The 15325-nt window shown below is 66.8% G+C and carries 15 protein-coding genes; 9 read left to right on the top strand and 6 right to left on the bottom strand.

Translation table 11 applies throughout. The features are described from left to right. The first annotated feature begins 241 nt into the window (after positions 1-241). On the top strand, positions 242-1123 hold the full coding sequence (locus tag ACFQQJ_RS06580; protein ID WP_377105191.1) for a hypothetical protein: 882 nt from the start codon (positions 242-244) through the stop codon (positions 1121-1123). After that, entirely contained in the window at positions 1110-2726 is a 1617-nt protein-coding gene (gene lnt / locus ACFQQJ_RS06585) for an apolipoprotein N-acyltransferase (protein ID WP_377105192.1), read from the top strand. Before ACFQQJ_RS06580 ends, lnt begins: the two co-directional genes overlap by 14 nt. A gap of 719 nt (positions 2727-3445) precedes the next feature. Here lnt and ACFQQJ_RS06590 read toward each other — a convergent pair. Next, positions 3446-3760, bottom strand: coding sequence for a zf-TFIIB domain-containing protein (locus ACFQQJ_RS06590; RefSeq protein WP_377105193.1), 315 nt, complete (start codon positions 3758-3760; stop codon positions 3446-3448). Positions 3761-4133: 373 nt separating this feature from the next. Between ACFQQJ_RS06590 and ACFQQJ_RS06595 the strand changes: the two genes are divergently transcribed. Together ACFQQJ_RS06595 and ACFQQJ_RS06600 are read left to right on the top strand one after the other, a co-directional pair. Continuing rightward, on the top strand, positions 4134-4916 hold the full coding sequence (locus ACFQQJ_RS06595; protein WP_377105194.1) for a hypothetical protein: 783 nt from the start codon (positions 4134-4136) through the stop codon (positions 4914-4916). After that, positions 4901-5332, top strand: coding sequence for a hypothetical protein (locus ACFQQJ_RS06600; protein ID WP_377105195.1), 432 nt, complete (start codon positions 4901-4903; stop codon positions 5330-5332). Before ACFQQJ_RS06595 ends, ACFQQJ_RS06600 begins: the two co-directional genes overlap by 16 nt. 51 nt (positions 5333-5383) lie before the next feature. Here the strand turns inward: ACFQQJ_RS06600 and ACFQQJ_RS06605 are convergent, their stop codons facing one another. Beyond that, complete coding sequence (locus tag ACFQQJ_RS06605) at positions 5384-5866, bottom strand: IS5 family transposase (protein ID WP_377105196.1); 483 nt, start codon at positions 5864-5866, stop codon at positions 5384-5386. Between the two features lie 337 nt (positions 5867-6203). Here ACFQQJ_RS06605 and ACFQQJ_RS06610 point away from each other — a divergent pair, with 337 nt between their 5' ends. After that, on the top strand, positions 6204-6908 hold the full coding sequence (locus tag ACFQQJ_RS06610; RefSeq protein ID WP_377105197.1) for a metal-dependent transcriptional regulator: 705 nt from the start codon (positions 6204-6206) through the stop codon (positions 6906-6908). Positions 6909-7056: 148 nt separating this feature from the next. Further along, a complete protein-coding gene (locus tag ACFQQJ_RS06615; protein WP_377105198.1) occupies positions 7057-7914 on the top strand; it encodes a CPBP family intramembrane glutamic endopeptidase in 858 nt (285 codons plus the stop codon). A gap of 308 nt (positions 7915-8222) precedes the next feature. Here the strand turns inward: ACFQQJ_RS06615 and ACFQQJ_RS06620 are convergent, their stop codons facing one another. From ACFQQJ_RS06620 to ACFQQJ_RS06635, 4 genes are all read right to left on the bottom strand, one after another. Then, positions 8223-8891 (bottom strand): M23 family metallopeptidase, encoded by a 669-nt coding sequence (locus ACFQQJ_RS06620; protein ID WP_377105199.1) that lies wholly within the window; start codon positions 8889-8891, stop codon positions 8223-8225. A 533-nt stretch (positions 8892-9424) separates the two neighbouring features. Beyond that, positions 9425-10039 (bottom strand): peroxiredoxin family protein, encoded by a 615-nt coding sequence (locus tag ACFQQJ_RS06625; protein ID WP_377105200.1) that lies wholly within the window; start codon positions 10037-10039, stop codon positions 9425-9427. Between the two features lie 28 nt (positions 10040-10067). Next, positions 10068-11012: a cytochrome c biogenesis CcdA family protein gene (locus tag ACFQQJ_RS06630; protein ID WP_377105201.1), complete on the bottom strand. Its 945-nt coding sequence runs from the start codon at positions 11010-11012 to the stop codon at positions 10068-10070. Next, on the bottom strand, positions 11005-11316 hold the full coding sequence (locus ACFQQJ_RS06635; RefSeq protein WP_377105202.1) for a glutaredoxin: 312 nt from the start codon (positions 11314-11316) through the stop codon (positions 11005-11007). The genes ACFQQJ_RS06630 and ACFQQJ_RS06635 overlap by 8 nt, the downstream gene beginning before the upstream one ends. 440 nt (positions 11317-11756) lie before the next feature. On the opposite strand from ACFQQJ_RS06635, the gene ACFQQJ_RS06640 reads away from it, so the two are divergent. The 3 genes from ACFQQJ_RS06640 (at position 11757) to ACFQQJ_RS06650 (ending at position 15129) form a co-directional block, all read left to right on the top strand. Further along, a complete protein-coding gene (locus ACFQQJ_RS06640) occupies positions 11757-12467 on the top strand; it encodes a response regulator transcription factor (protein WP_377105495.1) in 711 nt (236 codons plus the stop codon). Between the two features lie 65 nt (positions 12468-12532). Then, positions 12533-13579, top strand: coding sequence for a sensor histidine kinase (locus ACFQQJ_RS06645; protein ID WP_377105203.1), 1047 nt, complete (start codon positions 12533-12535; stop codon positions 13577-13579). A 128-nt stretch (positions 13580-13707) separates the two neighbouring features. Beyond that, entirely contained in the window at positions 13708-15129 is a 1422-nt protein-coding gene (locus ACFQQJ_RS06650; RefSeq protein WP_377105497.1) for a multicopper oxidase family protein, read from the top strand. Positions 15130-15325: the final 196 nt, after the last annotated feature.

The raw sequence follows: 15325 nt of genomic DNA on the forward strand, positions 1-15325 counted from the left end.
GAATCGGACGGGTTCGCTTGAAGTCGGAGGACTACCTGCAACGACTGGGCAGGCACGGGCGTGGAGCGCGGTGCGAGGAACGCACTGCTCTGGTGGTGGCAGCCGCCGGCCCGCTGACCGGTGGCGCCACCGTGCTGCCACGCGCCCCTTCCTGGCGCGTCAGACCCGGACCTGCCCACCCCGACTGCGACCGTCAACCATGGCAGTTCCCCGGGCGCCCGGCTCTGGTCCGTGCCTTCGGGTGCGGTTCGCCGGAACCGAGCTCACGCTGTCACCGTTCACCTTCTACTACTCAGGCGCCGGCGGCGGCAGCGTCTGCGTGGACGGCTTCGACATCTACCCGCCTTCAGTCGGGTGGCCAGAAGTGCTGTTCGTCTACGTCCCGGTCCCTGTCTTCGACGAGCTGACGGTGAGGCAGTCGAGCGGGATGGACAAGAGCCCGACCAGCATCAACGCGCGCACCGAAGCCTCGGGCGGCGGCTGGTGGGTGGTCCGCCCGCGGGGCCTGCCCGGCGACCACCGGGTGAGCGTCTTCGCCTCGGGCCACGGCGGCGAAATGGTCGCCGACCTGCTCTGGCAGACCCCGTCCGACCAGGCGATCCCCGAATCCACGGCGCAGATCGCGGTCATCGCCGACGACGGACGCCCAGACTCCTTCGGTGTCGAGTTGTCTGTGGGCGGCCTCGCCACCTCACCGGTACAGGCCTCGGCGATCATCTCGCTCACGGCAGCCAACGGACGCTCGCTCTCGTTCGAGGCGACCAATCCCCGCATCGGCTGCGGCCCGGCCGGCTCGGTGTGGTGGAATGGCCCGGCCGGCAAGGGCAAACAGTCCGCGACGCTGGGCGACTTCCAGTCCACCGTGCAGGTCGATCTCACCCTCGATGGCGTCACCCACGGCGCGAGCGCCACTTTCCGCCGACGATCTGCCCGACCCGGCCAGCAGGCTCCTGCCGCTGCAGTTCGGACCCGCCGTTACGCTGGCTGGCCCCACCAATCTCAAGGAGTTTCGAGACAGCTGCTAGTTCGTCAATGTCAACGAACATGTCCTCAAGACCTTGGGCCTGCTGAACTCACCGACGTCACCAATGGTCAGTCAAGGTCGAAAGATGAAGTCGCTTGAGGACGAGTGCGGCCGGAAGAAGGATTGCTCTATGGTGAGCAGCCCAACGATCACCACAACGACCAGCTGCCGCTTGGGCGGTGCCCGCCAGCCTGCGCACCTGACTCAGCCCGTGCTGCCGCTGGGGTGGGCTGTCGTGACCTCGGCCTTGGCTGGCTTGGCGCTGGACACAGCGTTCCCTGAACTCGGCTGGTGGCCGATCGCGCTTGTCAGCGTCACCCTGGCCTTGATCGCTCTCACCGGCCGCCGGGCAGGCGGGGCCCTTCTGGTTGGTCTGGTCTACGGCGGTGCCTTCTACGTGACTCACCTGAGTTGGGCGGGACGGTTTCTGGGTCCGCTGCCGTGGCTCGGTCTGGCTGGCGTGCAGGCGCTGTTGTTCGCCGTGGGAGCGGTACCGATCGCGTTGGCCTTCCGGTGGTCCACGCGGGCGCTGCGCGGCCGGTGGGGTCAGGTGGTGGTCGTCCCGCTTCTGGTCGGAGGGTTGTGGACGCTGCGCGAGACCGTCATGGGCAGTTGGCCCTACGGCGGATTCCCCTGGGCTCGCCTGGGGATGAGCCAGGCGACCAGCCCCTTCGCCGAAGCGGTCTCGTGGGTAGGTGTGACCGGAATGTCGTTCATGATCGCGACCGTCTGTGCGGGGATCGGCCAGTGGTGGCGGGTCGGTCGCGGGCGTGACTGGCGAGGCCTGGTCATGCCCGCCGCGGTGATCGGCTTGCTTCTGGTTGTGCCGCAGTTCCCCACCACACCGGCTGGTGAGTTAACCGTCGGATGGGTGCAGGGCAACGGGCCAGCCGGCTACTTCGACGCCGCTGCCCCTGGTGCGATGCTCACCGCACAGACCGCCGCAAGCATTCCGCTGATCGGCCAGCCGGTGGATGTGCTGGTCTGGCCCGAAGGAGGGGTAGACAGTGACCCACTCAACGACGCGGGGACCGATGCAGCGCTCGATGAGCTGTCCCGCCAGGCTTCGGCACCCTTGCTGGTGAACGCTGCAACCCGTCGCGGGGGGAACACCTACAACACGTCCCTGCTCTGGCCGGCCGCCGGCGGCGTAGTCCAGCTGTTCGACAAGGCCAACCCGGTCCCGTTCGGTGAGTATGTGCCCGACCTATGGTTCTACCAGCGCATCGCACCGGACCTGATCGGCCTGATCGGACGCGAGTACACCCCCGGCACCAACTCCCCGTATGTCAGCCTGAACGGGGTCGGGGTGGGATTGGCGATCTGTTTCGACGTGATCTTCGACGACGTCATCTGGCGGGGTGCCCAGGACGGGGCTCAGCTGTACCTGCTTCAGTCCAACAACGGCGACTTCCGCGGCACCGACGAGAACCTGCAACAGGCTGCCTTCGCCCGGATGCGCGCAATCGAGACCGGTCGCGGCGTCGTGAACGTCTCCACGACGGGCACCAGCCAGGCCTTCGCCCCCGACGGCACACTCCTCGATGAGCTCCCCGCCGACACCGCCGGCGCTCGGGTCACCACCATCCCACTCCGCACCGGACTGACCCCCGCGGTCGCTCTCGGCCCGTGGCTCGCCGGTCTCCTGGCCACGACCAGCCTGCCCGGCCTCCTGTTGCTCGGGTTCGCAGCCCGGCGGTGAGGCTACCGCAGATCCCGGTCCTCGATCCGGCCTGTCCCGGCTACCGGGGAGCTCGCGAAGGGTTCGCTCCATTCTTGGGACGAATCTGCAGCCCGCCATCCGCGCAGCGCACTTGTCGCCGACGCCCGCGCTGAGGCATCTGAAGTCCGTGGCCTCCACAGGACCCGCTGCCGAGTACCTCTTGCCGGCCGGGGGTGCCGCCGAGCCATCGTGGGACGTGTCGGGCGTAGCGTCGGTACTCGTCGCCGAAGGTGGCTTCCAGAGCCGCTTCTTCGGGCGGGATCTGGAGCCTGTCCATCCAGACCACGAATCCCGCCAACGGAACCAGCCCCGGCAGCGATCGACGCGCAACGGCATGCGCCAGCAGAACCCCGGCCATCCCGACATACATCGGATTCCGCGTCACGGCATTCGGCCCGGTCACCACCAGAGAGGTTGCTCGCCCAGGAACAAGTGGATCCACTGTCGTGCGTTGGCGCCGGAAGCCGACCAGGCTCCCGATCAGCAGCCCGAGCGCCAGCGCCGCCACCAGTGCCGACTCAATCACGGACATCGCCGACGTCCGCCGACCGCGGGCAAGGAGGAGTTGGGCTGCCGCCGCCGCGGCAAGAACCGCGACGGGCGGAGCCTTCGCGAACGTCCTGGTCCGTCCGCGTCTGCCGTTCGGGGAGTGCTCGTTCACCGATCCTCCGCCCTTGGATCGTGCTAGTGCGTCGCGGCTAACTGGAAAAGAAGAGCCCAGCCAGTCCACCCTTGCGGTATCGGCGGTCGCCGTGTTTGCCCCACGCCGGGCCGTAACCGGGCATCGGGGGTGGCTGGTTGAGGAACCGGCCTTCCATCTGGGTGAGCTGTTCGAGTTCGCCGAAGTCGAGGAAGAGTCCGCGGCAGTTGCCGCACTGCTCCAACTGGATGCCGTTGCGTTCGTAGGTGCGCATGGCGCCGTGGCACTTGGGACACACCAGCGCGGTCGCAGGAGGCTGCTGCCCGGGATCGGGATATGGCTCGTACGGAGGGGGGTCCTTTGGGTAGGTCATGTGCCAAGCATGCCGCCCCAACACAAACGGCCAGACGCGCACGCCGCTCGGGTTGGCTGGCGGGATCGAAGGGGCGTTAACGGACCGGGAGTAGCCGCTGGCTTGCAGAAACACCTGAAGCCGCAGCGGAGAATTGTGTGGCTCGTCCAACATGAGTCTGTGCGTGGACACACCCGGGAACCATTGGAGAAGCTGAACTGCGAAGGGGAGTAGTTCCGCCGAACCCTGGTTCGGACGCGGTGCGTCGACATGCTGGCGGTCATTCTGATCCGCCCGGAGTAGTACCTCACATTGGGAGGCGAACGAGACCTTCGGCCATATCGCCGTGGCCGAGGGCAGACCCCTCGGCTACGGCATCACCTGGAGACTCCCGATGCCTGCTGCCCTTGTCCGTCGGATCCTGTTGTGTCTGCTCATCGCGGTGCCCGCGATCACCACCCGCGTGCTCGGGATGGTATTCCCGCCTGTGGTGGCGGTGCTCGTCTTCGGCGCCGCCGTGGTGGCGGCTGCGTTCCTGCTCGCCTGGGCCGCCGAGGCCGCCCAAAAGGATATCTCCGGCGCCTTGGCGATCGCCTTGCTGGCGCTGATCGCCGTCCTGCCGGAGTACGCCGTCGACCTGTACTACGCCTACCGGTCCGGCTCCGACCCGTCCTACCGGCACTTCGCCGCCGCGAACATGACCGGGTCGAACCGGCTGCTGCTCGGCTTCGGGTGGCCCCTGGTCGTGATCGTGGCACTCGTCGTCGCCCGCCGTGCTGCCCGCCGGGACGGAGCAGTCGTCCCGAGCGCCCTGGTGCTGCCTCGTGACAGCCGCCGTGACATCGGCTTCCTCGCGATCCTGGGCGTGATCGCCTTCGCGATTCCGCTGATCGGCAGCATCCCGCTGTGGTTCGGGGTGGGTCTGATCGCCCTCTTCGGCCTCCACCTGTGGCGGGCCGGGCAGGCCCAGAGTGTTGAGGAGGAGGAGTTCATCGGCGCGGCAGCCCTCATCGCCGACCTGCATTCCACCGCCCGTCGGGTGCTCGTAGTCGCGATGTTTCTCGGCTCCGGCGCAGTGATCTTGGCCTCAGCCGAGCCGTTCGCAGAAGCTCTCGTTGCATCCGGTTCTGCGCTCGGTGTCGACAGCTATTTCCTGGTCCAGTGCTCGCGCCGCTAGCCTCGGAGGCCCCGGAGTTCATCATCGCGGTGATGTTCGCCGTGCGCGGGAAGGGAGCGGCCGCCATCGGCGCCCTGATCGCCTCGAAGGTCAACCAGTGGAGCCTGCTGGTCGGGTCGCTGCCGGTGGCGCACTTCCTGGGCGGCGGCCCCTCCTCGCTGGCCCTGGACGCCCGCCAGATCGAGGAGTTCACGCTGACCGCCACCCAGACCCTGCTCGGCGTGGCGATCATCCTCGCGCTGCGGTTCCACTGGTGGCCCGCGATCGGGCTCGCCCGCCCTGTTCGGCGTCCAGTTCCTGGTCACCGACACCACCGGCCGCTATTTCCTGAGCGCCGTCCACCTCGTCCTCGCGGCCGCGTTCTTGATCGCGCACCGTCGGGACATCCTGCGCACGCTCGTGGCACCCTTCCGTGACGAGCCGCCGATCGACGAGGACCAGTCGAAGGTCGCGGTCGGAGCACGCGCCTAGGGCGCGTTGCTAAACCCCGGTGCTGATAATCCATCGGCGTACACCACCTGATCATCATCACGGACCAGCCGGGTGATCTCGTCCAGGTCGTGCACGCTCGCCGCCGTGACGCTGACCGAGTGCACCAGGCCGGTCCCGGCATCAACCCCGGCATGGGCCTTCATCCCGAAGTACCACTGATTACCCTTCTTAGTCTGACGCATCTGGGGATCCCGGGTACCCGAAGTGTTCTTCGTCGAGGAGGGGGCGGCGATGATCGTGGCGTCCACGATGCTGCCCCCGCGCATCATCAGCCCATCAGCCTCCAACTTGGCGTTGAGGACGGTGAACATCTTCTCGCCCAGCTTGTGACGCTCCAGCAGGTGCCGGAAATGCAGCAGCGTGGTCGCGTCCGGAACCTGCTGGCCGCGACCGAAGTCGAGCCGCATGAACTGACGCATCGCGAACGAGTCGTTGATCTGGTCTTCCACCCCCTTCATCGGACAAGTGGAACCACACCTGCAACAGGCACATCCGCAGCATCGTCTCCAGGCCCACCGCCCGCCTGCCCCGCTTGTTGGAGAAGTAGTGCGGCTCGATCAGCTTGACCCAGTCAGCCCACGGCACGACCTGGTCCATCCGGTTTAGGAACTCTTCCCGCCTTCGGGGTACGGCGACGCTGCGTGTACTCGACATCGGACAAACTCGGCTGGAACTCGGTCACAATAGCATTTTGCCTAGCCAACAGCACAATCCAGGGCCACGACACAGGACAAACGCCCCAAACCCGACAACCGAGACTCGCTCATTGATCAGCGTTTCCCTAGCATGGGGGCAATGAATCGCGCCCCCGTCACCCGCATGGTCGAGGACTACGTCACCTTGATCTGGAAGGCCCACGAGTGGCCCGGTGGTCAACCCACCACCACCGATCTGGCCGCCCAACTGGGCGTCACCCCCTCGACCGTGTCGGCGAACCTCAAACGGCTCGCCCGGGACGGATTGATCTCCTACCAGCCCTACGGCTCCATCGACCTGACCGACGACGGACGTACGATCGCCGTCGACATCGTTCGCCGCCACCGCATCCTGGAGACCTACCTCGTACAACGACTAGGCCTGTCCTGGGACCAGGTCCACGACGAGGCCAACCGGTTGGAACACGCCGCCTCCGACCTGGTGCTCGACAGGATGGACGCCGCCCTCGGCCACCCCACCCACGACCCACACGGCGCCCCCATCCCCGACGTCGATGGACGGATTCCATCCGACCACAGCCAGGCGTTGGGCGAGGCCGAACCCGGCAATCGCGTGCAGGTTCTGCGAGTATGCGACCGCTCGCCCGACATCCTGCGCTACCTCACCGAGCACGGCATCTCCGTTGGTACCTGGCTGACCGTCACCGAGATCAACCCTGCTGCCGCGGCTGCCTGGCTCAGCATCAACGACACCCCTGTCGAACTCAGCGTCCACGCAGCGACCGCTGTCCGCGTGAGCCCCACCGCCGAGCGCCGTCCCTCTGCACCATCACCGGCGCGCTAGACAGAAGCAGCCACTCATGGGGACATTCCGCGCCCGACCAGGCACGAGCACCGACCCGGGCAAACCAGACTCAGCGGGGTCTTCCGTCACCTTCGCCGGGCAACTCAGCCGCCCCGGAGGAAGGACGACAGCGCTATTCGGCATCGTCGTGGCGTTCGCTGTCTACTTCCTTCTCACCCCGTGGATCTCGCTTGCAGTAACCGCGGCTGCCCACGCATTGGTCGCGCCCGACGTCCCCTTCGCCGACTTCCGCACATCCGCCACCAGGTACGAGACACCCGCCGGACTTGCCGCGAACGGCGTGGCGATCGCCGCGCTATTGGTGTGTTGCTGGCTGTTGATGACGCTGTTCCATCGCGCACCGTTCGGACAATTATCCTCCGTCGAGCAGCGCCTTCGCCCAGGTTATCTGGTCACCTGCCTCGCGATTGCGGCTGTCGTCGTTCTTGGCGGCACACTGGTGGTCGGGAGCCTCCGGGGTGAGCCGCTCCAGTTCGCACCGCAGGAGGGGTGGTGGGCTTTCCTCGTCGTGGTGGCGATCGTCACTCCTTGGCAGTCCGCAGCCGAGGAGTATCTCTTCAGGGGCTACCTATTACAGGCAGTGACCGGAGTCACCACGAACCCCTGGATTGGAGTCGTAGCCTCATCCCTACTGTTCGCCTCGCTCCACGGCAGCCAGAATGCAGCTCTCCTGCTGGACAGATTCGCGTTCGGAATGCTTGCCTCGTGCCTCGTGATTCTCACCGGCGGCCTCGAGGCCGGGATCGCAGCCCACATCGTCAACAATGTCGGCGCTTACTCGATCGCCGCGCTGACGTCGAGTGTCGCGCAACTGCGAGCGACTCAGGAGGTTACCTGGGCGGACGCACTCACCAATTTGACCATCTTCGCAGTCTTCGCTCTGGCCGCCACGGCTGCGTGCCGCCTCCTTCAACTGCCGAGGACCACCAACTACCCCTTGGCGCAGCCCAACGGACCAGTTGCGGCAACTCGATCACCACGATAACCCGCTGCGATGGATCGCTACACGCCGTGAGGGGCGGGAAACGGGTGAGTCCCATAGCGCGGCTGGGGCGCGGCAATGGGTCACGCACAGGTGGGGCCAACCCACCACCATCGTAGGGCCAAGTCGAGTTGACATACTCAATCCTCAAGCAGCCCATGGGCGAGGCGGCCAACGGCACGGCCGGCGGGTCGTCGTTGCTCTGTAGTTGTCCTTGATGCTGCTCGGGCCATGCCCGCGGTGACGTTGGCCGTCGCCGCCTCAGATGCGGCCCCGCCATTGACTGTCATCATCTCGGGATCGACGAGTGCCTACTTCTTGACGTATTCGAGCGGGTCGCTGCCCACCCCGTCCTTGTAGAGCGACAGGTGAAGGTGGCAGGCGGTTGACAGCCCGGTGCTGCCCACGTAGCCGACCAGATCGCCCTTGTCGACGCGTTGGCCGATCTTCACGACGAACCGGGTCATGTGCAGGTAGGCGGTCTGGATGTTGTTTCCCTCGATCGTGCCGTGGTCGATGCGGACGTTGTTGCCAGAGCCCCCGCTGTAGCCGGTTCCCGTTTTGACGACAATGCCGGATTGTGCCGCGTAGATCGGATTGTTGCACGCACCACCGATATCGGCGCCGTTGTGCAGCCTGCGGGTCTTCAGAATAGGATGAATGCGCCACCCAAATCCCGATGAGACGCCACCCTCAGTCGGCCACAAGAACGTGCTGAGGTTCCGCAGGCGCGTGATCTCTGTCTTGATCAGAGAAGTCTGCGACGCCTCGCGTTTGTGGTGCGCGGCCAAGAGCGTGGCTTCGAGCTGGATTTCGATGGCGCCACTGCCGTCCTCGAGGGCCGCTTGGCGTTCCGCGGCAAGGTCGGCAATGGTGACTTCGGGATCGGAATCGCCAGCGATGGTCTTCGCGGTGACTGGAATGATCAAGGAGTTGGCGGCGAAGGAGGGGACGATCGCCACGGATCCGAGCAGGGTCACGGCGGCGGTCGCGCCTACCAGTGCCGGGCTCAGTGCCGCCCAGACCCGGTTCCGACGGGGTCGATGGCGGGCGAGGGCGGGCGGGAGGGTTTCGTCCTGGTAGGCGTAGCGGGGTGGAGCGCCAACCCGACGGCTCATCTTGCGCAACACCCCTCCGAAAGCTGAAGTACTGCTTAAGAGTCTATCAGCAGTTTCTCATATAGAGTAGTCGGAGGTGCGTTAATCACTCAGCTGTCGGTTCCGAGACTGCCGGGTGCGTGCTGTTTCGTTGAGGATTCGACCACGAGGGCATCCGCCTGATGGCACCCGCCGGGGCGCCTCGCGAGGCGATGCGACCGGCGCCACCTTGCCGACTTGTGGATCAGGAGGACCGCAGTCACGGCGCCGATCGCGATGACAGCAGCGAGGCCCGGCTGAGGTCCCCGGCTCGCGAGGACGGCGAAGACGCCGACGCCACCCGCTACTGCCAGGAGCGCCGGGGGGATGACTCGGAGTCGTCGGCACGACCGCCCCAACAGCGCCCTCACGTCCGGCTACTGTCCCAGGCGTGCCTTGATTTCTGTCATGAGCGCTTGGGGATCCAGCCACATTGATGGGTATTCGCCATACCAGCGCTGGACCCCTTGGGCGTCGATGAGGACGAAGCTGTGCCCCGGCAATTCGGCGTGCATCCCTTTACCGAGGGTGCCGTAAGCTTTGGACGCCTTGCCGTCGTCGAGAAGGAATGGGGTGGTGACACCGTAGCGGTTCATGTCGGCGGTGATTTCGGCCTTGGAGTTCATCACGATCGGGAGGACGGTGATGCCGAGGGCGTCGAAGGCGGCCTTGTTCTTTTCGATGGATGACATTTGCATGAGGCAGGCGCCGCAACCGGCGCCTTCGTTGAAGTAGAGCAGGACGGGCTTCCCGCGGAGTGTGGAGAGGGTGACGGATGTTCCGCTGGTTGTCGCCATGGTGAAGTCGGGTGCGGTTGTGCTGGTTGTGGCCGTGGTGGTCTGGGAGGTGATCAGCATGCCGGCAATGATCGCCACCACTGCTACCGCGGCGGACCAGGCGAGCCAGCGGCGCCAGGTTCGTCGCCGCTTGTCTGCGGTCGCGGCGGCGCGCTGGCGGGCGTGCAGCTCTTGGCGGGCGTTGTTGGTGCTCATGGTGTTGTTCCTTGTTCGCGAAGTGGTTTCAGTGGTTCGAAGGCTCGGTGGTGGACGGCCGCGACGGTGGAGGGGCTTCGACCGGCCCGGTGAGCGCATGGTCGGACGGCCGGCGCACCCGCTGACGCCCGACGAGGGTGCCCCAGACGAAGACGCCGGCGACGAGCAGTAGGCCGAGGCCGAGGATCGGTTCGGGCACGGGCTGGAGCCAGGTTTCGATTTGGGCGAACCAGGTGGCGAGGCCGCGTCCGATGGCTACCTGCACGTCGGGACCGCTGGTCATCTGGCCGGTGTTGGCCAGGTAGATGATGAAGACGCCCATGATGGCGAAGCCGATGGCGACGGTGAGATTCACGGTGTTGGTGGCCAGCGTCCAGCGGCCCAGGCGGAGCCGGACGGGCTTGGCGACCAGTGGCTTGTTGCGCAGGCCGGTGGCGTCCCAGACCAGGGCCATGACGAACAGCGGGAAGACCATCCCGAACACGTACGCCAGGCCGAGGGCGACGCCCCCGACGGGGTTGCCGGCGAGCGCGGAGAGGGTCATCACGCCGACCAGGACCGGCGCGCAACAACTGGATGCGATGCCGCTGAAGACGCCGAGGGCGAAGAAGCTGGCACCGTCACCACGGGCGGTATCGGGCGCACGGAGGAAGTTCGGGAGGCTCCACATGCGCCCGAACAGTGTGAAGCCGGCCAGCACGAGCATCAGGATTCCGCCGGCCCAGTAGAGCACCGAGTGGTACTTGGCAATGGCTGCCGCGATCAGGCTGACGCCGACGGTGATCGGCACGAGCACGACGGCGAGACCGGCCGCGAAGAGAAAGGTGAGGGGCAGCAGCCGCCAGCGGCGGTTCTTCACCGCGCCGGCCAGGTAGCTCGGTGCGAGGAACACGATGCAGCACGGGGCGAAGAGCGCGACCCCGCCGGCGAAGAAGGCCGCGAGGATTCCCCCGGTTGTGAGCAGGTCACCCATTGCGGACGCCTCCTGCAGCGACCGACTCGCGCCGTGAGAGGAGTGCTTCCAGCTTGCGACGGGGGAGTCGGCCGGCGGAGAAGTAGCGCCCATCGACGAGCACCAGAGGGTTCATGGCGGGCCGGTGCGCACTGATCAGTGCGGTGCCGAGCGGTGTCGCCGCCTCGACCAGCTGCAGAACCAGTGAGGGGTCGCGATGAGTCAGCTCGGTGAGGGTCTTGTGGGCGTCCTCGCAGAAGTGGCAGCCCGGTGCGGTCACCAAGGTGATCGCAGTGGGCGGCGGGAGGGCACGGTCAAGGCTCATCGGTAGTCGCTTCCTGTTTCTGGGTGGCTGAACTGAATGGGAGGGCTGCGGATGTCGGCGGCTGAAACATCGCGTTCTGTCCGGTGGCGTCCAGAGTTCGGGCATTGCCGACACTGAAGTCCGGCCGGTCCCAGGTCGCAGGGGCGGTCGGCGCCGAGGTTCTCGGTGCGGGAGCGTGCTCCCTGGGTGGCCAGCGAAAGACGAAGGTGGACAAAGCCCACCAGACCCCGCCCCAGATCACGACCATTGCGAGCGCGCCGAGGACCCAGCTCGTCGGGCCCATCATCCCGAATCCCATCATCGCCACCTCCTGGGCAAGTCGCCAGCTGTAACTAGCGTGATCGAGGAGTGCGGAGATACGCCGAAGGAATCGTGAAGAAACGGTATTGATCCGCACCATCGACTCGGGCGGGGGCGGGCCTGCGGGCAAGATGGCCCGCATGACCCAGCGCGCGACTTCGGCCGGCCCGCACATCCTCGTCGTCGACGACGAGACCGTGCTCGCGGGCATGATCGGCAACTACCTCGGGCAGGCGGGGTTCCGGACGACGATCGTGCACGACGGGGAGGCGGCGGTGGCACGGGCACTGTCGGCGGACCGACCCGACGTGGTCATCCTGGATCTCGGGCTGCCCGGGAAGGATGGGCTCGAGGTGTGCCACGAGATCCGGCGCCACTCGGACTGTTACATCCTGATGCTCACCGCCCGCAACGAGGAGATCGACAAGCTGATCGGCCTGTCCTCGGGCGCTGACGACTACATGACCAAGCCCTTCAGCATTCGAGAATTGGTGGCGAGGGTGAAGGCGCTGCTCAGACGTCCTCGCGCCGAACGTGGTGGCGAGAACGATGAGTGGTCCATCGGCCAGCTCACCGTCGACCCGTTGGGCCGGCGGATTCTGGTCAGTGGGGCCGAGGTTGACCTGACCAGGACCGAGTTCGACCTGTTGGCAGTCCTGTCGTCGAGGCCCGGTCTGGTGTTCTCGCGTCGCCAGCTGGTCGACCGCGTGTGGACCGAGGACTGGGTGGGCGATGAGCACCTCGTCGATGTGCATGTCGCCCATCTCCGCCGCAAGCTGGGCGGGGTGTCGGCAGCATCCTTCGTGGAGACCGTGCGCGGCGTGGGCTATCGAATGGGGCCGGCACAGTGAGCCGGTCAGCCCCCGGGAGTCTCACCACCCGGCTGTTGATCTCCCAGATCGCCGTGTCCACAGCGATGGCGCTCACCATGGTGGTCGTCGCCGCGATTGCCGGACCGTCCCTGTTCGAGGCGCACATGCACCAGGCCGGCCAGGCCAACCCAGAGGTGCTCGCGCATTCGGCTGAGGCGTTCCGCACCGCGGGCCTGCTGTCGCTCACCATCGGCCTGCTGATCGCCTTCGCCGGGACCGTGATCGTCAGTGTCCTGGTTGCACGACGGTTGCGGCGGTCGTTGGACCGGCTGGGCGATGCCGCGGTCCGCATCTCCCAGGGCGACTACAACCTGCGGGTACAGGACGCTGATTCCCGGGAGCTGGACACCCTCGCCAACAGCTTCAACGCCATGGCGGAGAAGCTCGGCGGTGTCGAGGCGACGCGACGCCGGCTGCTCACCGACTTGGCCCACGAGATTCGAACGCCCTTGGCCAGCATGGAGATCTGCGTCGAGAGCCTCGAGGACGGTGCGATCGACCCGGGCCCCGAGGCGTGGCGGATCCTCACCGACCAGATACAGCGGATCTCCCGGCTGGCCGGGGACATCGGACAGGTCTCGGCCGCCGAAGAGGGCCGTCTGGCGATGGACCTCCAGACGACGAACGCCCTAGAACTCGCGGAGCGCGCAATCCGCGCTGCCCGGGATGGCTACGACCGAAAGCAGGTCACCCTGACGCTCACGTCGGATCCTTCCGGGCCGGACCTGACGGTTGAGGCCGACGCCGCCCGAATCGGGCAGGTGCTGGGAAACCTGCTGTCCAACGCCTTGCGGCACACGGCCCCCGGCGGGCGCGTCGAACTCTCGGTGGCGTCGCGGGATGGCTGGGTGGAGCTCCAGGTGGCCGACGACGGAGATGGCATCTCCTCAAAGCACCTGCCGCACATCTTCGAGCGGTTCTACCGGGCCGACACGGCAAGGGACCGGGAGCGCGGCGGCACCGGGGTCGGCCTGGCCATCAGTCGTGCCATCGCCGAAGCCCACGGCGGCCAGTTGAGTGCGGCGAGTGAGGGACCGGGCAGGGGAGCGGTGCTCACGCTCCTTCTCCCGAGGCGGTCGGGCAGATCTTGACCGAAACTTCATGAAACCCGTGCCGAAGTCGCCCAAGTCGTTGCGCATGCTGGCACTCCGGTTACCGAAGTATTGAGGAGCGACCTTTGAACAGCAGCTTCACCCGTCGACAGCTGATCGTCGGAGGCATGGGACTGGCCGGCGCGGGCCTACTGGCGGCCTGCTCGTCAACGGGTGGCGGCGCGGCTACCCGTGCTCCGGTCTCGGCCGCGCCCACGCCCAGCCTGGGGAAGCCTTCGGTGGAGGCAACGCTGCGGGTCGGCGTGGATCAGGTCGACCTGGGTGGAGTGACCGCGTCCACCTGGCTGTACGACGGCGTCCTGCCCGGGAAGGAGTTGCGCGCGAAGTCGGGCGACGTGCTGGCGATCCGCGTGGAGAATGCCCTGCCGGTCGACACCAGCGTCCACTGGCACGGGATCAGGTTGCACAACGCGGCCGACGGCGTGCCTGGCCTGACCCAGGACCCGATCGCGGCCGGTGACAGCTTCAGCTACACCTTCCGGGCGCCCGATCCCGGTACCTACTTCTTCCATCCCCACAGTGGCGTGCAGATCGACCGCGGCCTGTACGCGCCGCTGATCATCGAGGACCCGGCCGAGCCGGGTGGCTACGACGCCGAATGGGTGCTGGTGCTCGACGACTGGACCGATGGAGTCGGCAAGAGCCCAGACGACATCCTCGCCGAGTTCAAGGCCCAGAACGGCACGGTCAGCACCGGCATGAACCACGACATGGGCGGGATGGGGGGCATGGGCTCCTCCCCGCTGGGTGACGTCGGGGACATCCGCTACCCGTACTACCTGATCAACGGACGAATCCCGAAGTCACCCCGAACCCTCACCGCCAAGCCCGGCCAGAAGGCCCGGATCCGGATCATCAACGCCGCCGCCGACACCCTTTTCCGGGTGGCCCTCGGCGGGCACGTGATGACCGTCACCCACACCGACGGCTTTCCGGTCCAGCAGGCCGAGACCCGAGCCCTGTACCTGGCCCAGGGCGAGCGGGTCGATGTGCTGGTCACGCTGGGGGATGGTGTGTTCCCGCTGGTCGCGTCCGCCGAGGGCAAGGGCGGGCAGGGCCTGGCGTTGGTGCGGACCGGTTCCGGTGCGGCCCCGTCCGCGACCGTGCGCCCCGCCGAGTTGGACGCCGACCCGCTGCTGCTGACCGCACTCATGCCTGCCGACGCGGCGCGACTGCCCGACCAGCAGCCCGACCAGGTCGAGCAGGTCACCCTGAACGGTCAGATGCAGCCCTACGCGTGGGGGATGAACGGCACCGTGTTCGGTGCCGACACCCCGATCCGCACCACCAACGGTGCCCGGGTGCGGCTCCAGATGACCAACATGACGATGATGGCCCACCCCATGCATATCCACGGCCACACCTGGTCACTTCCCCAGAACGGCGGCCTCCGGAAGGACACGGTGCTGGTCCTGCCCATGCAGACCGTCACCGCAGACCTCCAGGCCGACAACCCCGGCAAGTGGGCCTACCACTGCCACAACATCTACCACGCCGAAATCGGCATGATGACCAGCCTCCAGTACTAGAACCGCGTCCCCGACTTGGACCTGGGCCCCGGCCCGAACTTCTCCGGCGGGGCTTGTTGACGTCCGCCGTACAGACCGTCCAGCTGATCTGCTCGGGCAGCGACGGAGGTTCTGAGCCGAAACGGTTCGCTGCAACGGCCAGTGGAGATCTTGATCCGATCTTGACCGAACCTCACCGCCATACCGGTGATTGGGA

The organism is Propionicimonas sp. T2.31MG-18, from assembly GCF_964266745.1.
Lineage (GTDB): Bacteria > Actinomycetota > Actinomycetes > Propionibacteriales > Propionibacteriaceae > Propionicimonas.